This window comes from Paraburkholderia sp. SARCC-3016 (assembly GCF_031119615.1).
Lineage (GTDB): Bacteria > Pseudomonadota > Gammaproteobacteria > Burkholderiales > Burkholderiaceae > Paraburkholderia.
Genome location: NZ_JAVHZD010000027.1, coordinates 101,273 through 120,676, shown reverse-complemented (window position 1 = coordinate 120,676; position 19,404 = coordinate 101,273). Strand labels below are relative to the sequence as shown.

The following is a 19,404-nucleotide window of genomic DNA, read 5'->3' as shown; positions in this document are numbered from 1 at the left end:
GCGTGCCCATTGTTTCTCGCGCTAGCGCTTTTCTGTCGCGTCGAGCGCGTACGCGTCGTCTGGCGATAATTGACCAAGCGTCTGCGCTTCGCTTGGCGCGACACCGAATCGCTCCTTGAACGCGCGGCTGAAATGTGAAGCGGTCGTAAATCCGCACTCGAATGCAACCTGTATGACGAGATTGCGTTTCCATGGCGTTGCCGCAAGCAGCCGCGCGGCGCGTTCGAGACGCACTGACTGCACGTAGCGCATCAACGACATCCCTTGCGCCGTGAAAAGGCGGCTCAAATGCTTTTCGGAGACGCACGCGTGCGCGGCAATCCGCGATGGCGAGAGGTCGGCATTGCCGGCGTTGCGCAAAATAAACTGCTTCGCCTTGAAGAGAATGGCGGCGGGCCCGCGCCCTGAGCGAGCCACGGTTGGATCGTCGATGACGATATCGAGCAGATCGAGCAACTGATCGCCGAGACGGCGCCTGACCTCGGTGCTGGACGCGCCCGATCGCTGACCAAGACATTCGATTAGCGCGCGCACTGCCTGCACATCCGGCGAAGAAACATCGGGCACATAAAGACCGCGCAAGGCGCATCGAAAGCCGCGTTCGCGCAACGCGGAACGCGGAAAGCGCAGGCCCAGGCCGGACGCGCGTTCCGTGACGATTTCGCGGTAAGGCTCCTTGGGATCGAGAACAACGACGTCGCCTTCGCGAATCACACGCGTTTGTCCGCGCTGCTCGATCGTGGCCGAACCGCTTTTTACAACCTTGAGAAACAGATGATCGTGCGTTAGTACCGATTCGTCGGGGGAGACCGGGGTAATGGTCTGATGTCGAAAATCAGCCGACATGATCGCAATCTGTCCGACGCTCCAGCTGGTAAAGCCGGCATCGATCGAACGCAGCGGATCCATCCGGCAGTGGATGCCGAGCGAGCGCAAACCCTGCTGCCACTCATATTCGACGGCGGGTCCGTGGCGATAGGACAAGTGGTGGGACGGCGTGGTCATCGCAGTGTCTCTATGAAGGCAACTGCGCTGTTTCATACCAGCTTTGCGCAGTTACACCTTTACTGGACACGCGACCGATGGTTTCTATTCCGGCAATGTCATTGCAGACCGACGGAATGTGCTCAGACGGCCGTCTCCTTCGCGAGCTGGGCGGAGTGAACGAGCTCGTCAGGCACGCGATCCTGTATGCCGAGCTGAACCGCTTTGCGAACGAGATCCGCCACGGTCGCCGCACCCATCTTCTTCATGGCCTCCCTCCGGTAGATCTTCACCGTGATCTCGCTCAGGCACATCCGGGAGGCAATCTGTTTGTTCATCAGACCGCTTACGACGAGCGCCATCACTTCGCGTTGCCGTGGCGTAAGCGAATCGTACTGGTAGCGCAGCACCGCCAGCGAACGTTGATAGAGCAAGCGTTTCTCGTCGACCTTCAGCGCTTCGGCGACCACATCGAGCAGTTCCTGATCCCGTATGGGCTTTGTCAGGAAATCGAAGGCACCGGCTTTCATCGCCTTGACCGACATTGCGACGTCGCCATGGGCGGTCATGAAGATGATCGGAATATGAATGTGCCGCTCGCGCATCTGACTTTGGACGACGAAGCCGCTAGGCCCCCTTAAGCGCACGTCGAGGAGCAGACACGATGGCGTGTCGGGCATCTCGCTTGTCAGAAAATCCGCGGCGCTGGCGAATGTCTTCGCGTGGATTCCGACCGAACGGAACAGGGATTCGACTGCCTGGCAGATCGGCGAATCGTCATCGATCACATAGACGATTCCGCTGCTGTCATTGCTCGCCGAGCCGAGGCTGGCTGTGTCGCTCATAGATTCTGTAAAACCGGATATAACTGATTTACTGGTTACAGTTCGCGGCCTGTTCTGTCCTGGTCCAGCAAAACCTGCGAATGGCAAGAAGTCTACTCAATGACAGATATGTTGTCACGGACCGCGCGAAGTTCGACAACCGATGGCGTGGACGTTGCCATGAGAGGGAATGCGTATGAATGCGGCACACGGTTGTGATGACAGGCGGGTCGGAGAGCCGACGTCAGGCGCGCGCCTGGCCTTTCGGGTAACGGCGACGAGGCGCTGGAATGTCCTCGCAGCGTCGCAATTATTCGGGCCCATGGTTCGGTCAATTGTTTCAGCGATTGCCGGGTTCGCGGCGATGTCGCTGGCGAGCGGCCGTGCAGCGTCGCGACTCGCAATGTCTTGACCGGTATGCGGCCGTGCGTCGTGCGGATCTGGCCGATCGAGTATGAACTTCTATGTGCGGCGGTGCTTGCGCTTGGAACGAGCCACCGCGCAGCGACTTTGATAGCGGCACGGCGTCGTACCACGCGCTATTGCCAGATGGTGTATGCGTTCAGCCGACTGGTCCCAGCCGATACGCGACACGGATCTTCTATTTTTCTGTCCGCGTGCGCTCTGCAGGAGCTGATGATAGGGTGCCTTGCTGACGTCGCTGCATGAAGGTGCGTCGCGGTCATTCGCTCTCGGCATACTTCTGACGGGCGCGGAAGTTCGCAACTTTGTGGCGATTTCCGCACATTGCCATGCTGCACCAGCGGCGCCGATGGGCCTTGGTTCTATCGTAAAACCACAGCACGCAATCGTCGGCCTCGCATTTCCTGACAAGCTCGAAGTCTCCGGTTGCGAGCAGTTCCGCAGCCGCTTGTGCGACGGGCGCCACCAGTTGCTCCGGCGACGAGCGCTCATATTCGTGAACGACATCGAGATGCCCGTGTGCCTTGCGAACAAGGTTCACGTGATAGCGCGCATGGCCCAGAAACGCGTTGAGCGCTGCCACATCGACTCGCTTTCCGTCTTTTTTCTGAACGACAAGCTTCTTGATGACGTCGCGCAGGTGGCGCGCAGCGGCAAGCAGCGCTCCCTTTCTGAACGATGGCTGCTCCTTCGCGTCGAGATACTGCATCGCCTGTAGCCATGCGATCACATCGCTGTCGGCTTCGAGGTAATCGAACAGCTCGCCCTCATTCTTCGCGACCGTATTGACAAAGTCGAGCGCAGGGTCGTCAGCAAGCTGCAGAAACGCTTGGGAAGGGGCAAGCATCAGTCTTCTCCAGTAACCGGGAAGCCCGATTGTAACCGGTAAAATGGTAATTGACAAGTTATTGGTCGGTCAAAATACCTGGCGTAGGGCGCTTGCAGTACCGGTAACCGGTATTCGTAATATACAGGAGTCTGGCGTTCGTGGGTTCGCCGCCCAACCTCGCGAGCAAGTCAGCTTTCGGTTGATGGCGTAAGTGAATGCCAGTGCAAGCGGGATGTCAAGCGTCGACGCCGCAGCGGCGGGTGCGGAGGCGTAACGGGTGATGGTTGGCGCGACAAGCTACCTGCGCGGGCGCCGTTCATGTCCGGAAACGGCCATGCAGCGAGGGGACCAACGGCGAGCGCGAGGCCGCGGGCTAAAAGCTGCCTTGGCCTGAATGACTTTTCAGTTGAATATCGCGCGGGCTGGTTGCTTGGTACTTTTTCTCCCAGAGCAGGTCTTTCGTCGCCTCAATGATGTCTTCCCGCCGCCCGATCGCTTTTTGCCTCCTGATCGAGATGTACGTCCGCTTGTTGCGTACATACTATTAAGTACAAAACGCAGGGTCAAGGCGCGCCAGGATCATCCTTGGTTCGGACCGGATCGAAACCGGTATAACCGGATATACTGGTTGCACCATCTCGAGTTTCAGGGTTATTTGTATGGCGATTGCGAGAGCGATGGAACCGGAGTTCCGTTTCAATTCCGGACGGGTCTCGTTAGACCTTGCAGCGACGATCCGGCGGCGTGCCTCCAAACCGCTCGACATCATGGCGTCGGCAGGCGCGAGCGGCAGATGGCTTAAAGCAGCGGGTCTGTTCTCCGAAGCGCCGGCGCTATCCAGAAGCGAAGAAGCTCGCCTTGTCGAGCTGCGCGAAGCGATCTGGCAGATGGTCACGGGAGCGATGCACGGCAGGTTGCCGGAGCGTGCCGTGAGCATCGTCAATCGCGCGGCGAAGTATCCGCTTGGAATGCCGCAACTCGACAGTACGACCGGCACCGTATCGGTGGTTTCCGACGACCCGTTGGCAACGGCCCTCTCTATCATCGCGCGAGATGCGATCGACCTCGTAACCGGGCCGTTGAAATTGCGCGTCAAGACCTGCGACCAGCCCGATTGCCGAATGCTGTTCGTCGACACGTCGCCGAGCGGCCAGCGCCGCTGGTGTTCGATGCAGCGCTGCGGGAGCCGCGCGAAGGTTCACACATTCAAGCGCAAGCACGCGGGAGCGGCGCATACGCGTTGATTTGTCCGGGACGGCTGGACGAATTCTCGAGTCGGCCGCCCGTCGGCCCGTATCGTCGTGTCCTGCTCCGCGAGAACAGGAAGCCCGTACCCTATGGCCACCGTGGCCGTGTCGAACCGATCTGCCGTCGAATCAGGTAGCCCGATTCTCGCGTCGTCCATACAACGCATGCATAGCTGTTATGTGATGCCCCGGATTTCGAGCAGCACCATGACGAGGCATGCCCGGAGATCCCGTCGCCGCTAGCGGGACAACGGTAGTCCTTAGCGTTCTGCGACGCGGTTCCGCATTCGGACGTGTCCGCTTCTATTCAGGTCGGAAATAGAAAAGTGTTTTCGTCAGATGGAGACAAGTCAGCGCTTGGATAAACCACATCAACCGGTTAATATGGATTGCACCTTGAGCTATGGACTGGAGCGGGTTATGTCGGACGGTATTCGGGCTTTTGTATTCGACGCATACGGAACGCTGCTGGACGTCAACGCAGCGGTGAAACGCAACGCGGCGTCAATGGGGGAGAAGGCCGATGCCTTCGCTGCAATGTGGCGATCGCGCCAGCTCGAGTATTGCTGGACGCGCACGATGATGAATCGCTATGAAGATTTCTGGACCGTGACCGAGGAAGCGCTCGTCTATACCTTGCGCACGTTCAGGCTCGATCACGACGAGGATCTGAAAGCGCGGCTGTTGAGCGCGTATTTCGTGCTCGATGTGCATCCGGAGGCCCGGGAAGCGCTCGCTCGGTTGAAAGATTCGCAAGTCAAAATTTCGGTGCTGTCGAATGGCACAAACCAGATGATCAAGGCGGCGCTCGAGGCGGGTGGATTGCTGGAATTTATCGACGCGGCATTTTCGGTTGATGATTTGAAGGTCTACAAGCCGGACCCGCGTGTTTACCAGTACGCTTGCGATACGTTGAACGTGAAGCCGAATCAGGTGGTGTTCGTATCGAGCAACACATGGGATCTCGCGGGCGCATCGTCTTTCGGTTTCAAGGCCGCACGTATCAACCGGTCACAGTTGCCGCCGGAATACGAGTTCGCGGGATTGCATAGCGAGCATCGGTCGCTCGTCGAACTCGCAACGCTGATCCGGTAGGCGGCGCGTGCCGAATCCCATAAGGCACCGCAGCGGGCGATTTGAACAAGCGCCTTGTTTGATTTGCAATACATTTTATTAGATAGGATACCGACGATATTTAGACGAGTCGGAACCGATTGTCAGGCCACCTGGAAGGTAATCAGTCAACGTAACCAATAAAACATTCAATCAAAAGTTGGATTGACTGGTTGCCGCGAAGCTCCGGCAGCATGCGGCCAGCCCGTAGATCAATGGTTCATGGAGGTTCAATGTCGCAAGCTCATAGCGTCCCAGCCGTTTCCCTCAAGCGTATCGAGGCCGACGGCGTCAGCGTCTTTTATCGGGAAGCCGGCTCGGCAACGGCACCGGTCGTTTTGCTGTTGCACGGTTTTCCTTCCTCGTCGCACATGTATCGTCAACTGATTCCGCGCCTCGCGGATACTTACCGGGTGATCGCGCCGGACTTGCCCGGCTTCGGTTTCACCGATGTCCCAGACGCGCGTGGCTACAAATATTCATTCGATGCGCTCGCGCAGACGATGGCCGCATTTGTCGACAAGCTCGGCTTGAGGCGCTATGCAGTCTACGTATTCGACTATGGTGCACCGGTCGGCCTCCGGCTCGCCGTGAAGTTTCCGGAGCGTGTGAGCGCATTGATCTCGCAGAATGGCAACGCGTATGAGGAAGGGCTCGGTGACGCGTGGGATCCTATTCGCAAGTACTGGGCGGAGCCGACACCGGCTCATCGCAAGACCGTTCATGATGCAATCCTCAACTTCGAGGGCACGCGCTTTCAATATTTGCACGGCGTATCGAACCCCGATTCGGTGCCGCCGGAATCGTACACGCTCGACGCGGCGCTGCTCGAGCGCCCGGGCCAGAAAGACATCCAGCTCGACCTGTTCCTCGACTATCAATCAAACCTGAAGCTCTATCCGGTATTCCAGCAGTTTTTCCGGGAAAAGCAGCCGCCGACGCTCGCCATCTGGGGAAAGAACGATCCGTTCTTTATCCCGCCCGGCGCCGAAGCGTACCGTCGCGACAATCCGAAAGCGGTGGTGAGAATGCTCGACACCGGGCACTTTGCACTGGAAACCCACGTCGACGAAATCGCGGCGGCGATGCGAGATTTTCTTGCGGAGAACCTGAAGGCCTGATCACGACGCCGCGGGTTGCCTCGCTCGCGCGCTGCGGGCACGCAACCCCACGGACGCAAGGCACACGCGAGTACTTTGACGCGTGTGCCTTACTGCCGTAACTGGTAATAATGAGTTTGACAAGTTACATATGTTCGTGCAACTATTTTTATAACATTCGGCAACGGGCCGACCGACAAAGCAACGCATCCTGCAATCATGAAATCCAACGTTGACTATCAGGCCAGGCTCTTCATCGAAATAGCTGCCCATAAATCGCTTTCCGCCGCAGCGGAGGCGATGTCGCTCACGCAATCGGGGTTGAGCCGTCATCTCGCGAGCCTCGAAGAATTCATCGGGCAACCGCTTTTCATTCGCCACGGGCGTGGGGTGGAATTGACCGAAGCGGGGCGCAGGCTGCTGGAAGTGGTCAGCGCCGCGTATCAACTGGTGGACAACACCATCCTGCAATTGCGCAACGAACACGGCGTGACGGACGGCAGCATTCACATCGCGACGATCCACACGCTGAGCTATTACTTCATGGCGGAAGTGGCTGCGAGATTCATGGCGCAAAGGCCGAGCGCGAGCCTCGCGTTGCTCGGGCGCAGTTCGCCCGGTGTCGTGGAGCTGGTCGAAAGCGGACGGGCCGAGATAGGTTTCGCGTACGACTCCGCAGTCGCATCGGACCAGCTCGAGATTACGCCTCTATTCGAAGACACGATGTGTCTGGTCGTGCATGAGCATTCACAATTTGCCACGAGGGCGAGCGTCGACTTGCGCAGCGAGTCGGTGCCGCTTGTTGCGTTCCCGGCAGGCTACGCATTGCGCAAGATGCTGCACACGAAGGAATTCGACGCGACGGTCACCGCGGAAGTCGAAACAGTCGATGCGATGCTGAAGCTCGTGTCGATGACAAATGGCCAATGCATTCTGCCGGATCTGATTCCGGAAAAACTGTTGCAGGAGTATCAGCTCGTGAGCGTGAAGATCGAGGAACCGATGATGCGCCGCTGGGTCGTGGCGGTGACGCGCCGCGGGCGTCCGTTGTCGGCGATGACCGCGCTGATGCTCGAAATCGCGCGTGAAAGCGCATCGAAGGTAATGAGCGAGGCTTAACCACGTCATGGCAGCTATCTCGCCCGTTGTATGGCTTGTCCTGCGCGATTGGCCGATACTGAATTCAACGAGGCAGCACTCGGTATCCCGTCGTTGTCGTGTCATAACGATCCAGCTCGGCAACGATGCGTGATGCGAATCAATGTGAAGTTCGGATGACTCGAACCTGGCCATCCACCATGCTGAGGTATTAGAAATGGAAAAGAAAATTGCGATCGTGACCGGCGCGAGTCGCGGTATCGGGCGTGCGACGGCGATTCGTCTCGCGCAGGACTTTGGCGGCGTCGTGATCGCGGCACGAGACGCGGAACTACTGAAGGCGACGGCGAGAAACGTCGTCGCGGCCGGTGCGGAATCGCTCGATATCTGTATCGATTTGCGCGAACCGATCGCTGCCGGGGCGGTGGTTGCGAAGACGCTGGACCGATTCGGCCGAATCGACGCGGTGGTCAACATCGCTGGTGCTGTGCCGCAAATCGACGTGCTCGAAATGACCGACGAACAATGGGACGACGGATTTGCACTGAAGCTACACGGCGCAAGAAGGCTTGCAATTCACGCGTGGGATGCGCTGAAGGCAACGCGCGGTGCGGTTATTTTTACGTCCGGCAATTCGGCCGAAGCGCCCAAATCGGGTTTTGCCGCCGTTGCGACCGTCAACGCGGCGATCGTTGCGATGGCGAAGGCATTTGCGGACCGCGGTATTGGCGACGGCGTACGCGTGAATAGCGTGCTTCCGGGCCCCGTGATGACCGATCGGCGCCGCTCGTATATGGAGAAGTATGCGGCTTCTCACGGTATGACGGTGGAAGAGGCGCTCGAGAAATTTCCGGGGCTCGCCGGCATCACACGCTATGGCAAGCCCGACGATATCGCGGAACTGATGGCGTTCATGTTGTCCCCCGCAGGCGAATGGCTGATCGGCGCGGCGTTGCGGATGGATAAGTCGGAGGCCAAGCGGTCTTAGGAAGACAAAACATTCTACCAACTCCTTGGCTCACAGAACGACATGGCTACGATCCGACTTGAATGCATCGTCGTTCGCATTCGGCTTTCGACGCCAGCATTGAGAGGGCTGAGGGTATGAGATGAATGGGAAAACTAACGAAGGCAATACCATTCCAGGCCGCCGCAATCGGACAGTTGTGAACACCGGTCATTTCCGTATCGCCATCGAAAAAATTCGAGATCGTCTGTCGGTCCGCGTCACCGCTACGCAGCGATGACGACACGGCATGTGAGACATGCTCTCCCGCAGGCGCGATGCTCGCGCCCTATGCTTGCCCTTCGAAGGCTTCGCTCCACTATCTCCCGTTATTGCATTCGATTGAACGGTATCTGGCTGGTCCATTAATCAACGTCGTTCCTCTATCTGCGAGCCCTCCCGGTCAGTCAAAATTTTTGTCGTTTGATGGGCGACGAGGTATGAGTAGCAGGTATGAGTGCGCACTCATACCTGAAAAGCGGATCTGAATCTTCCTGTTGAGATGAGCCGTCGACCTATGCTAAAGAAATCATGCGCATGGGTTGTGATTCATTACAAGAGTAACTTGTCAAGTGTGGTGTTAGAAGTTACAGTCACGGTTCATTTTTGTGGAGGATTCAATGGCTTCGCCATTGGCATCAGTACGCGCTCAGGACGCGGTGCTCGAATTCCTGAATACCGTCGTACCGCGGAATGGGCAGCTGCTGGATCTTTTTCAATCCGATAGCGATGTGCTTGCCTGGCTGGAACGGGCCGGGCTGCTCGATATGATTGAGATGCGTGGAGACGGCCTCTATTGCGATCTCGCGTTAGAGGCTCGGCAGTTGAGGGAGGATGTGCGTCAGCTGGTGTTGCAGAAAAAGCTGGGCCAGTGCGTGGACGCCGAGCTGCTCAACCGGGTGTTGAGCGCCGGCAGCTATCAAATGGAGCTCGCGGAGGACGGCGAGGGAAACTTGAATGCGTTATACCGGTTCCCGGCGCAAACGGCGATGCAGGTGCTCGTGCCTGTCGCGATCGCCGCAGCGGAACTGCTCGCTCGCGGCGATTTCCTGCTGATTCGCCAGTGCGAATCGCCGGACTGTCCGCTGTGGTTTTACGACAGAACGAAATCGCATAGGCGGCGCTGGTGCAACATGACGATTTGCGGGAACCGCCAGAAAGCAGCTCGTTTTCGCACGCGACTACTCTGTGGCGGCCTCGTCGAACAATGAATGAGCGAGCTCGACTCAGCAGAGGATGCGGAGGCGTCACGCAATTCCGGCGCCGGCGCGGCCTTTGCGGCGCGCGCGATACGCGGCGACCTTGCGGCGATTGCCGCACCTCGCCATGCTGCACCAGCGGCGCCGGTGAGCCTTGGTTCGATCGTAGAACCATAGCGAGCATGTGTCGGACTCGCATTTCCTGATCAGCGCGAAGTCTCCGGCGGCCAGCAGTTCGGCTGCCGCGCCGGCGATTTGCGCAAGAAACTGCTCAGGTGTCGAGTGCTCGTATTCGTGCATGAGCCGCATCTGGCCGTTCGATTGTCGGACCAGAGTGAGCCGATAGTGGCCTTGCGTCAGGAATGCGTTCAGCGATCCGACGTGGACTTTCTCCCCTGCTTTGCGCTCGGACAGTGCCTTTCTGATCGCTTCTCTAAGCGCATGTGCGGTGTTGACCAATGCGCCTTCCGCAAATGGCGGCAGCTTCCTCGTGCCGATAAGCCGATGCGCCCGCATCCAATCGATGACGTGCTGGTCGCTGGCGAGATGTTCGTGCGAGTGCGTATCGTCGGAGGAAGACGTGTTGAGAAAATCAAGCACCATATCGTCGGATAGCGTCAGGAATTGGGTGGGCATAACGGGTTCTCCGGGACAGATCACCCATGAAGCGTAACTATTAAATCTAAATATGACAAGTTACGAAAAATCGCCTCGCGGAAGTGCGAGGTCTAGAGGAAGAGTTTGATAAAACAGTACCGACAGAGGGGCGGTATGGCGGGGGCGGGAAGGTGATGCACGGCGCCGGCGTCTAACGGCCGGCGCACCAGTTCGCAGGTGGAGCGGGTGCGGGGATTTAGCGCGACTTGCGCGCCGCCTGGCTCGACGACTCGCTGCCGCTCATGCCATGCCTTCCTTTCCGGACGGGGCATTGCGCTTCAGTGCCCACGAACACAGCACGAACAGCACGAGAGCCGCAACGAAGAACACGCACGACACCCAAGGCAGATTCGACGTCGCAATGCCGTGTCGAATCAGCAGCGCGCTAGCGGCCGATCCGATGGCGCCGCCGAGGTACATCGTCGAGTTGTTCAAGGCAAGCACAAGCGGGCCATGCTGTGGCGCAATCGAAAGGAGCCGGCTTTGCTGTGCGGGGAACAGGAACCACATGTTCAAGCCGAAAATCGCAATCGAGCACGCATTGGCGATCATCGACGACCCGGCAAGACCGAGCCACACGAGGTTCGCAATCTGGATGACGAGCGCGACGGCGACGACGCGTTGCGATCCGATCCGGTCGCTTAACTTGCCGCCGATATGGTTGCCCGCGATGCAGCCCACGCCGAACGCACCATAGATGGCGCTAAGTTCTTCCTTTGTCATGCCGCGCTCGGTCATTGCGGCGCCCAGATACGTATATAGCGAAAACATCGCCACGTACCAGACGAGCGAGGGCGTCATGCCGAGCAGTACCTCGCGATGGGCCAAGGGCGCGAAGCGGGCAGCGAGGCCGGGCGCTTGCGCCGCGGCTGGCGCATCGATTCGCGGCAAACGCATCGCGAGGCTCGCGGCGCCGATTAGCGCGAGCGCGGTGACAAACCAGAAGCTGCCGGGCCAGCCGAAGCGGTTGCCGATGTAGGCGCCGATCGGCACACCCACGACGAGCGAGATCGTGATGCCCGACAAGGCCGCGGACAGCGCGGCGCCCCTTCGATCCGCCCGCGCGAGCGTCGCGGCGAGTCCGTAAGCGGCCGGCGAGAACATGCTGGCGGCGAAGGCCGCGACGATGCGCGTGCCGATCAGGAATGCGTAGGTTGGAGACAGCGCGGACGCCGCGTTGGCGGCCGCGAACGCCGTCAGCGATATAACGATTAGCGGTTTGCGCGGGACATGCGCCGTTAGTCCCGCGAGCACCGGTGCGCATACCGCATAGAACAGCGCGTAGGAGCTGACGACCTGGCCGGCAGCGGGCACGCTGACACCGAGGCTTTGTGCGAGCGACGGCAAAATGCCTGAAACGACGTTGAAATCCGTGCCGATGGCGAAAAAGGCAAGCGCCAACAGCCATACGCGGCGATCGAATGCGGGTGTTTCCGTGACGTGAGCCATTCTGTTCCGAGGACCGGGCGGAGCGTTTGACATAGGAGGTGCTCCAGTTAAAACACGTTGCCGTGTATTAATGCCGAACGGACGAACACCCCGTCCTATTCCCGGGCGAATGGAATTGCAAAGCGAGATGGCCAATCGCTACGATCGATTGTATTGTCGGCCACCTTTGTTCCGGTAGAAGAATGTCCGCCCACCTTTGGTGAGACGAAACGGCCGCCCCCAATCACTGTGCGTCGTGAAAGATCACGCCGACGGTGTGCCGATGCCCCGAACGAAGGCGGCTGACCCCATGCCGCAAATTCACGCGATAGACGCCACGCGTGCCCTGCACGGGCCGGCTGTTGACGGTAAAGATGACGGCATCGCCCTTGTTCAGCGGTACCACTTCCGCGCGCGACTGCATTCGCGGTCGCTGCTCGGTCATGACGAATTCGCCGCCGGTGAAGTCCTTGCCGGGTTCCGAGAGCAGAATTGCCACCTGAATCGGAAATACATGCTCGCCGTAAAGGTCCTGGTGCAGACAGTTGTAGTCGCCGGACTTGTATTGAAGCAGCAGCGGCGTCGGCCGCGTCTGCCCGGCACGATGACAGCGCTCGATGAAGTCGCGATGCGATGACGGATAGCGCACGCCGATGCGCAGCGCCTCGTTCCAGCGATTCGCCACGGCGACGAGGTGAGGGTAGAGCGCGCCGCGCAGGGCGCCGATGATATCGGGCAGCGGGTAGGCGAAGTATTTGTATTCGCCGCGCCCAAAGCCGTGCCGCTCCATGACGACGCGCGAGCGGAAGATTGCGTCTTGCGTGTAAAGCCCCGCGAGCCGATCGCACTCTTGCGGGTCGAGGAGGCCGGCGGCAGTCGCGCAGCCGAAGCTGTCGAGCCCGTCTTCGATGCACGGCCAGTCAAGCGACGCGACGCGTTCGTCGACAGGCCGGTCCGGCAAAACGCTTGCCCCCGCGTCAGCGGCGTGCCGCGCTCCCTGCATGGCGATTTCCATCTCGACCCCCTCGTATCGTTGCACAGCCTTTCAATGTCGAAAGGCTAGTTTACCGATGCCGCGAGGCACGCGCACTCCGGGTCTTGCGGTCTAATCCGGCACAAGCGGTTCAGTCGATATAGCGCAGGCCGAGCGTCCTGAGCGGCTCGCGCATCTGGTACATGTCGAGACCGAGCACGCCCGATGCGAGTTTCGCGCGCTTTTCTGCTTCGTTTGCTTCTCTCGCACCCGCTCTTTCGAGCGTCGCGAGCGCGTTCGCCGATGGCACGACGACGACGCCGTCCTGATCGGCAACGACGACGTCGCCGGGATTCACCAACGCACCCGCGCATACCACAGGTACGTTGACCGAACCGAGCGTCGCCTTGATCGTGCCTTTCGCGGAAATCGCCTTGCTCCATACCGGAAAGCCCATCTCGGTCAGTACGGTCACATCGCGCACGCCGGCATCGATGACGAGCGCGCGCGCGCCGCGCGCCTTGAAACTCGTTGCGAGCAGGTCGCCGAAATAGCCGTCGGTGCAATCGGCCGTGACTGCTGCCACGACGAAATCGCCGGGCTCGATCTGTTCGGCGGCGACATGCAGCATCCAGTTATCGCCGGGATGCAGCAGCACCGTGACCGCTGTTCCCCATGCGTGCGCGCCCGGGTAGATCGGACGCACATACGGCTTCATCAGGCCCGTGCGGCCCATCGCTTCGTGCACGGTGGCGCTGCCGAGTGCGCCGAGACCGTCCGCAACGCGGCTGTCCGCGCGCGCAATGTTGCGATAAACAACTCCGAGTTCGTACATGTCTGTGTCCTGTTTAGCGTCCCTGTGCAAGAAGGTTGGCGTTCAGGCGCGGATAGACGCGCCGCGCGTTGCCCTCATAAATCTTGTAGCGCTGTTCGGTGTCCACCCTGGCGGCTTCGACATAGCGTTTCGTATCGTCGAAGTAATGGCCGGTCTCAGGATCGATGCCACGCACGGCTCCGATCATTTCGCTCGCGAACAGAATGTTGTCGACGGGAATCACGCGAGTAAGCAGATCGATGCCGGGCTGATGGTAGACGCAGGTGTCGAAGAAAATATTGTTCAGCAGGTGTTCCTGCAAAAGGGGCTTCTTCATCTCCTGCGCGAGCCCGCGAAAGCGACCCCAGTGATAGGGCACCGCTCCGCCGCCGTGCGGAATCACGAAGCGCAGCGTCGGGAAATCGCCGAACAGGTCCGACGTCAGGCATTGCATGAATGCGGTCGTGTCGGCGTTCAGGTAGTGCGCGCCCGTCGTATGGAAGCACGCGTTGCAACTCGTGCTGACGTGAATCATCGCGGGAATGTCGTACTCCACCATCTTTTCATAGATCGGGTACCAGTAGCGGTCGGACAGCGGTGGGCTCGTCCAGTGGCCGCCGGAAGGATCGGGGTTCAGGTTGATCGCGACATTGCCGAACTGCTCGACGCACCTGACGAGTTCGGGAATGCATGTTGCCGTATCGACACCGGGGCTTTGCGGCAGCATTGCCGCGGGGACGAAATGCTCGGGAAACAGCTCGCTGATGCGGTAGCACAGTTCGTTGCAGATCGCGGACCACGTACTCGACACGGAGAAGTCGCCGATGTGATGCGCCATAAAGCTCGCGCGCGGGCTGAACACCGTGAGGTCCAGTCCGCGCTCGCGCATCAGGCGCAACTGGTTGGTCTCGATGGATTCGCGCAGCTCGTCGTCGCCGATTCGCAGTTCCGACGGCTTCGGCATGTCGGCCGGATTGCCGAGCGCGGCAATATGGCGCTTGCGCCACGCTTCCAGCGCCTGAGGCGCGGTCGTGTAATGCCCGTGTACGTCGATAATCATGCGTCCAACCTTGAATTGATAGCGGAAACAGGGCAGTTAGCGCGATACGGCATTGTCCGTGCGGCTCGCGTGATCGACTGCGTCGGCGGCGGCCGGCGTCGCTTCGTCGCTGACCTGTGAGAGATCGCGTCCGCGCGTTTCCGGCAGCAGCAATGCGGCGGTCACGACGAGCAGGTACGACACGCACGCACACAGCCCCATCGCCGCGCCGAGCTCGAGCTTTGCGCTCAGCACGCCGACCATGGTCGGCATGATCGCGCCGATCGCGCGGCCCGCATTACCGCAGAGCCCTTGCGCCGAGCCGCGGATGCGCGTCGGAAACAGTTCGGCGATATAGGCGCCGGTGCCGGCGGCCGTGCCCGACTGCAGCGTGCCGAGCACGAAGCCGAGCACGAGCGTGACGGGCAGCGTGATCGGCGCGAGCGTATAGGTTGCGACCGCAACGGCCTGCAGACACGCGATCACGATAAACGTGCGGCGGCGGCCGAAACGGTCGGCCATCCAGCCATTCAGGAAAGCGCCGGCGAACGAGCCGAGAATGTTGATCGCGAGATAGCCGCCGACGTTCGTGATCGACAGATGCAGCACGAGCTTCAGATACGCGGGCAGCCACGTGATCATCACGTAGTTGCCGCCGTAGATGCCGAACGTGAGCAGGATCGCCTTGAGCGTGGTTATCCGCGTCGGCCCTTCGAACACGGCCCAGATGCTTGGGCGATCGGCCGCATGTTCGCGGCGGGTCTGCGCGAACACCGGGGCTTCTTCGATATGGCGGCGAATCCACAGCACCAGCAGCGTCGGCACGATGCCGACTGCGAACAGCACGCGCCACGCAAGCGACGGCGCGAGCGAACTGAACAGCAGCGTGGAAAGCAGCACGGCGAGGCCATAGCCGATTGCCCAGCCCGCCTGCAGCGAGCCGACCGCGCGCCCGCGCACCTGCGGGCGGATCGTTTCGCTGATCAGTACCGCGCCGACGGCCCATTCGCCGCCGAAGCCGAGCCCTTGCAGGCCGCGCGTAATCATCAGTTGCGCGAATGAATCGGTGAACGCCGACAGCAGCGTGAACAGCGAGAACCACAAAATGGTGATTTGCAGCACGCGGACGCGGCCATAGCGGTCGGCCAGAATGCCGGCGATCCAGCCGCCGAGCGATGCCATGATCAGCACCGTCGTGCCGAGCAGCCCCGCCTCGCCGCGCGTCATGCCCCACAGCGCAATCAGTGTCGGAATCGCAAGCGCATACATCTGCGTGTCCATCGCGTCGAGGCCCCAGCCGCTGAAACACGCCCAATAGGTGCGCTTTTCGGGCTGCGTCAGATCCTTGTACCAGCTAAGCATGCTCATTCTCCCCGGCTTCCCGGCTTGCGAGGAAGGCTTTGTCTAGGGTGCGGACCGCACGCGCGACTTTCGCGCGCCGGCGCCCGCTTGTGGTGATGCGGCGGACCGCCTGGAAGCGGTGGCCGGCGTTGCCGCGGCGGCCAGCAACGGCGCAGCATCGCCGCCGAGCGCCGCGGTGGCTTGTGCCGCAAACTGCAGGAGCCGCGGCCGATAACATTCCATTTCGTCGATCCCCATGCGCGTGATCGGGCCGACAATGCCGAGTGCGCCAACCAGTTCCTGCCCGACGCGGAACACCGGTGCGGAGATCCCGGCCGTTTCCGGGTCTCGCTCGCCGAGCGACAGATATACGTGGCGCCTGCGGACCTCGTCGTACGGCGCGCCGGGTTTGCCCGAAAATGCGAGCAGCACGCGCCCGCCGGCGCCGCGATCGAGCGACTGCACGTCGCCCGGATGCACTTCGGCGCGAATCGAATGGCGCGACGAGATGCGATAGAGGCACACGCGATGATCGCGCTCACGCACATGAAACGACACTGCTTCGCCGGTCTCGACATTGAGCTCTTTCATGACGGGCAGAAGAACGTCGCGCAGATCGAAGCCGGCTTCGTAGATCGCGCCCAGATGCATGATCGACGGGCCGATCCAGTAGCGCCCGTCGTCACGACGGTTCAGGAGATTGTGGTGACAAAGCGCATGCGCGAGCCGCGACAGCGTGCTTTTGTAGAGCCCTGTGCGTTCCGATAGTTGGGTCAGCGTCAGCGGTTCGTCCTCGCGCCGGAACGCAAAAAGGATCGAGGCCGCGCGATCGAGCACATCGATGCCGCTCGCTGTGACGCCCTGCGGCGTCCGCGCGCTCTCGCTGCTACGAGGCATGCCTGTCTCCCGTTTTCTGCGTATGTTCTATCAGATAGAACACAAATTCACTGTGTGGAACAATGCTAATACACGCTTTCGGGTAGTGTCAAACGCGCTCTTGCGTGTTTTTCAGGCGCAATGAGGCGGATGGGCAGTAGTGGCCGGCGCTTCACGGCATCGTTCGGAGGTTGATTTGGAATCCGGAATATCGAGCATGCGCACGTGCAAGGGAAACCGGCACGCTTCAGCGTTTCGCCGACGAGGTCACGTGCGTTTGGGCGCGTTGCCCGCTCTCCACGTCCACCAGTTCCAGTTCTTGTCGGGGTTGGTATCGGCGTAATCGGGCCAAAGGTTTGAATCGCGCTGTCTCGATAGCAAGCCGACCCGGCTCCAGCCGCTGTCCCACGCATACATGGACTGCGTGTAGAACGGAGCCGTCTCGCCCTGGTTGAAGTACTCGAGCGTATAACCCTGCCAGATGCGGTCGTAGGGAAACTTCGCCGCGATTGCCGATCCCGCGGCAGCACCGGCTACGCCGCCGAGGTATGCGCCGGCCGGGTTGCCGCCGCTGCCGACAAAGCCGACGACGGCGCCGCCCAGCGCTGCGCCGCCCACCGCCACGGCCGTCTCGAATCCGGTCAGATCACTCGCGGCCAGTGTCGGCTGGTGCGCGGTGATGACGGCCTTGCTGCCGTCGGGAAAATCGTATTGCCGGACGTGCGGGTTGCCGCCCACCGGTTCGCCGTAGCGAAAAAACCGGCCCTGCGTATCCCAGCTTGCGCTGCTGGCCGCATACGCGCTCTGGTATCCGTCGGGTTTGCCCGCGGGGGCGCTGTCGGCGAACGGGAAGAACGACACTTCGCCGTCGTGGAAGCGCACGCGCTCGAGATCGTCCGGCTCCATATCCGCAAGCACGGAGGCGTTATGGGTCGCATTGCCCGCTGCGCCGGGCGGGTCCAGCTCATGGAAATCGGAACTCGCGTCGTGCGCATCGCTGATGTTTTCCAGCCGCTCGAAAAACGAGTGCTCATGTGCGCCATTGCGCTGCGCCGCTTCGAGGAGCCCGGTCCAGTTGGCTCGCAGGTGATACGCGACGCGAGCCGGATCGCCGTAGCCGCGGAATGTCGGCAGGTCCCAACCCATCTCGCCTGCTATACGTCGCGCAATGATCTCGGTCGGCCCCAGGTGACTGCCCTGTGAACTTGCGGGGGGATCGTCCGCGCCGGTCAGATGATGGGTGATCTCGTGTATCAATACGGCTTGCCAGGCCTGCGAAGCGGGCGTATCCGGGTTCGGCGCCACGCCGAGATTCACATAGGGTCCAATGTTTCTCCATGCGCGATTCGCGTCGGATTCCGCAGTGACGGGCAGCGGATTCGTTCCATGCGACTGCAGGTAGGAAATCGTCATGCTGCCGATTCGTGTCATGGCACCCAGGTAGGAAGCGTTGTGGATGTATTCGTTCCTGAACGTGAGGTTGTCGAAGCGTCCGCCGTTCCGGGCGAAGCTGTAACTGACCACCGAACGGAAAGCTGGCGACCGGTTCATCGCGTCGAGCAAGGTGTTGCCGATCATGTCGGCCGTTTGCCGATCCGCCAGTCGCGGGCGGCTCGCCGAGATGGAACGCAGGATGCCGATGCGCGCGGAAAACATCTGTTCCTCGGTCATGGGCGCCTGGGAGCCGGCGCGCAGCACGTAGTCCGCGAACGCATCGGATGTCCTCGTGGGGATGCTTGCCTCGTCGCGCCTCGCTCGCGGCGGTTGCCGCAGCGCATTGTTCGCCCGGGCTGCGTGCCTGCTTTCGTCTTGAGCTATACCGGTGTCCGGCGGGGCGTCGCCAAAGCTCGACGAGGTCGGCCAAGGGTTCGATCCTGTGATCGTTGTGTTCATTTTTAAATATGGATAACGAAATATGAGTCATCGCGGGACGACGGATTTCGTCCGCGCGGCGCGGCATGGGTGCGCCTTGCTCATCTTGCCGCGCATCGCGTGCAGCGGGTAATGGACAAACCTGTTGGCTCTTTTCGCAAACGCAGGCCTTGTGGCGCGTGAATCGTCTTTTAAAAAGCCATGCCTGGATTCATCTGCCTGACGCTGTAAATAATATGAAAGAAATTTAAAGAATCTGGCAAAAGGCGATGTTTTCGCGGCTTAACCGTTGGATAACAAAAGCAGGCAGAAACATGACAAACCGGTGACCGTCGCGGGTTCGCCTGAATGAATACTTTTCTTTCTCTAATATTACAAAAGTATAATAAGAAGCTTTCTGTGTGTAATTATATTGCCGACTACGAAGAAGAAATGGCCGGGCGAATCGCCTGAATGCGCCTGCTGCATGTTCACCGGCCTGACATCGGATGCCTCGCGGGAACCTATACCAGTAAAGGATCGGCGCGAGAACGCCCGACGCATTTCAAAATTCCGTCGCACCTCCGGTTACTGCATAACGC

At 60.3% G+C, this 19,404-nt stretch carries 17 protein-coding genes; 6 read left to right on the top strand and 11 right to left on the bottom strand.

Annotation, left to right across the window (positions count from 1 at the left end; all coding sequences use genetic code 11):
• Positions 1-21 precede the first annotated feature (21 nt).
• The 3 genes from QYH69_RS25425 to QYH69_RS25415 form a co-directional block, all read right to left on the bottom strand.
• Positions 22-1,005 (bottom strand): AraC family transcriptional regulator, encoded by a 984-nt coding sequence (locus tag QYH69_RS25425; RefSeq protein WP_308834487.1) that lies wholly within the window; start codon positions 1,003-1,005, stop codon positions 22-24.
• A 122-nt stretch (positions 1,006-1,127) separates the two neighbouring features.
• The gene (locus QYH69_RS25420) at positions 1,128-1,829 is read right to left on the bottom strand and encodes a response regulator (RefSeq protein WP_308834508.1); all 702 of its coding nucleotides are present in this window, start codon (positions 1,827-1,829) and stop codon (positions 1,128-1,130) included.
• Positions 1,830-2,490: 661 nt separating this feature from the next.
• Positions 2,491-3,078: an ABATE domain-containing protein gene (locus QYH69_RS25415; protein ID WP_308834486.1), complete on the bottom strand. Its 588-nt coding sequence runs from the start codon at positions 3,076-3,078 to the stop codon at positions 2,491-2,493.
• A 641-nt stretch (positions 3,079-3,719) separates the two neighbouring features.
• On the opposite strand from QYH69_RS25415, the gene QYH69_RS25410 reads away from it, so the two are divergent.
• The 6 genes from QYH69_RS25410 (at position 3,720) to QYH69_RS25385 (ending at position 9,835) form a co-directional block, all read left to right on the top strand.
• A complete protein-coding gene (locus QYH69_RS25410; RefSeq protein ID WP_308834485.1) occupies positions 3,720-4,304 on the top strand; it encodes a CGNR zinc finger domain-containing protein in 585 nt (194 codons plus the stop codon).
• A 423-nt stretch (positions 4,305-4,727) separates the two neighbouring features.
• Positions 4,728-5,402 (top strand): haloacid dehalogenase type II, encoded by a 675-nt coding sequence (locus QYH69_RS25405; protein WP_308834484.1) that lies wholly within the window; start codon positions 4,728-4,730, stop codon positions 5,400-5,402.
• 251 nt (positions 5,403-5,653) lie between these two features.
• Positions 5,654-6,541 carry an alpha/beta hydrolase gene (locus QYH69_RS25400; RefSeq protein ID WP_308834483.1) on the top strand — a complete coding sequence of 296 codons (888 nt, stop codon included), beginning with the start codon at positions 5,654-5,656 and terminating at the stop codon, positions 6,539-6,541.
• Between the two features lie 198 nt (positions 6,542-6,739).
• Positions 6,740-7,639 (top strand): LysR family transcriptional regulator, encoded by a 900-nt coding sequence (locus tag QYH69_RS25395; RefSeq protein WP_308834482.1) that lies wholly within the window; start codon positions 6,740-6,742, stop codon positions 7,637-7,639.
• A 196-nt stretch (positions 7,640-7,835) separates the two neighbouring features.
• Positions 7,836-8,606, top strand: a complete 771-nt coding sequence (locus QYH69_RS25390) for an SDR family oxidoreductase (RefSeq protein ID WP_308834481.1) — start codon at positions 7,836-7,838, stop codon at positions 8,604-8,606.
• Between the two features lie 638 nt (positions 8,607-9,244).
• Positions 9,245-9,835 (top strand): CGNR zinc finger domain-containing protein, encoded by a 591-nt coding sequence (locus tag QYH69_RS25385; protein ID WP_308834480.1) that lies wholly within the window; start codon positions 9,245-9,247, stop codon positions 9,833-9,835.
• A 36-nt stretch (positions 9,836-9,871) separates the two neighbouring features.
• Here QYH69_RS25385 and QYH69_RS25380 read toward each other — a convergent pair whose 3' ends face one another.
• From QYH69_RS25380 to QYH69_RS25345, 8 genes are all read right to left on the bottom strand, one after another.
• A complete protein-coding gene (locus QYH69_RS25380) occupies positions 9,872-10,459 on the bottom strand; it encodes an ABATE domain-containing protein (protein WP_308834479.1) in 588 nt (195 codons plus the stop codon).
• A gap of 261 nt (positions 10,460-10,720) precedes the next feature.
• On the bottom strand, positions 10,721-11,929 hold the full coding sequence (locus tag QYH69_RS25375; RefSeq protein ID WP_308834478.1) for an MFS transporter: 1,209 nt from the start codon (positions 11,927-11,929) through the stop codon (positions 10,721-10,723).
• Between the two features lie 223 nt (positions 11,930-12,152).
• Positions 12,153-12,911, bottom strand: a complete 759-nt coding sequence (locus QYH69_RS25370; protein WP_308834507.1) for a 2OG-Fe(II) oxygenase — start codon at positions 12,909-12,911, stop codon at positions 12,153-12,155.
• A gap of 121 nt (positions 12,912-13,032) precedes the next feature.
• Complete coding sequence (gene ligK, locus QYH69_RS25365; RefSeq protein ID WP_308834477.1) at positions 13,033-13,716, bottom strand: 4-carboxy-4-hydroxy-2-oxoadipate aldolase/oxaloacetate decarboxylase; 684 nt, start codon at positions 13,714-13,716, stop codon at positions 13,033-13,035.
• A 13-nt stretch (positions 13,717-13,729) separates the two neighbouring features.
• Positions 13,730-14,755 (bottom strand): amidohydrolase family protein, encoded by a 1,026-nt coding sequence (locus QYH69_RS25360; RefSeq protein WP_308834476.1) that lies wholly within the window; start codon positions 14,753-14,755, stop codon positions 13,730-13,732.
• Between the two features lie 36 nt (positions 14,756-14,791).
• The gene (locus QYH69_RS25355; protein ID WP_308834506.1) at positions 14,792-16,096 is read right to left on the bottom strand and encodes an MFS transporter; all 1,305 of its coding nucleotides are present in this window, start codon (positions 16,094-16,096) and stop codon (positions 14,792-14,794) included.
• 42 nt (positions 16,097-16,138) lie between these two features.
• Positions 16,139-16,972, bottom strand: a complete 834-nt coding sequence (locus tag QYH69_RS25350) for an IclR family transcriptional regulator (RefSeq protein WP_308834475.1) — start codon at positions 16,970-16,972, stop codon at positions 16,139-16,141.
• 246 nt (positions 16,973-17,218) lie between these two features.
• Positions 17,219-18,844: a M85 family metallopeptidase gene (locus QYH69_RS25345; RefSeq protein WP_308834474.1), complete on the bottom strand. Its 1,626-nt coding sequence runs from the start codon at positions 18,842-18,844 to the stop codon at positions 17,219-17,221.
• Between the last annotated feature and the right edge of the window lie 560 nt (positions 18,845-19,404).

Excerpts from the sequence above, each read along its gene's own strand:
- QYH69_RS25425 (WP_308834487.1), bottom strand. The coding sequence starts at position 1,005 with ATGACCACGCCGTCCCACCACTTGTCCTATCGCCACGGACCCGCCGTC.
- QYH69_RS25420 (WP_308834508.1), bottom strand. The coding sequence starts at position 1,829 with ATGAGCGACACAGCCAGCCTCGGCTCGGCGAGCAATGACAGCAGCGGA.
- QYH69_RS25415 (WP_308834486.1), bottom strand. The coding sequence starts at position 3,078 with ATGCTTGCCCCTTCCCAAGCGTTTCTGCAGCTTGCTGACGACCCTGCG.
- QYH69_RS25410 (WP_308834485.1), top strand. The coding sequence starts at position 3,720 with ATGGCGATTGCGAGAGCGATGGAACCGGAGTTCCGTTTCAATTCCGGA.
- QYH69_RS25405 (WP_308834484.1), top strand. The coding sequence starts at position 4,728 with ATGTCGGACGGTATTCGGGCTTTTGTATTCGACGCATACGGAACGCTG.
- QYH69_RS25400 (WP_308834483.1), top strand. The coding sequence starts at position 5,654 with ATGTCGCAAGCTCATAGCGTCCCAGCCGTTTCCCTCAAGCGTATCGAG.
- QYH69_RS25395 (WP_308834482.1), top strand. The coding sequence starts at position 6,740 with ATGAAATCCAACGTTGACTATCAGGCCAGGCTCTTCATCGAAATAGCT.
- QYH69_RS25390 (WP_308834481.1), top strand. The coding sequence starts at position 7,836 with ATGGAAAAGAAAATTGCGATCGTGACCGGCGCGAGTCGCGGTATCGGG.
- QYH69_RS25385 (WP_308834480.1), top strand. The coding sequence starts at position 9,245 with ATGGCTTCGCCATTGGCATCAGTACGCGCTCAGGACGCGGTGCTCGAA.
- QYH69_RS25380 (WP_308834479.1), bottom strand. The coding sequence starts at position 10,459 with ATGCCCACCCAATTCCTGACGCTATCCGACGATATGGTGCTTGATTTT.
- QYH69_RS25375 (WP_308834478.1), bottom strand. The coding sequence starts at position 11,929 with ATGGCTCACGTCACGGAAACACCCGCATTCGATCGCCGCGTATGGCTG.
- QYH69_RS25370 (WP_308834507.1), bottom strand. The coding sequence starts at position 12,911 with ATGCAGGGAGCGCGGCACGCCGCTGACGCGGGGGCAAGCGTTTTGCCG.
- ligK (WP_308834477.1), bottom strand. The coding sequence starts at position 13,716 with ATGTACGAACTCGGAGTTGTTTATCGCAACATTGCGCGCGCGGACAGC.
- QYH69_RS25360 (WP_308834476.1), bottom strand. The coding sequence starts at position 14,755 with ATGATTATCGACGTACACGGGCATTACACGACCGCGCCTCAGGCGCTG.
- QYH69_RS25355 (WP_308834506.1), bottom strand. The coding sequence starts at position 16,096 with ATGCTTAGCTGGTACAAGGATCTGACGCAGCCCGAAAAGCGCACCTAT.
- QYH69_RS25350 (WP_308834475.1), bottom strand. The coding sequence starts at position 16,972 with ATGCCTCGTAGCAGCGAGAGCGCGCGGACGCCGCAGGGCGTCACAGCG.
- QYH69_RS25345 (WP_308834474.1), bottom strand. The coding sequence starts at position 18,844 with ATGAACACAACGATCACAGGATCGAACCCTTGGCCGACCTCGTCGAGC.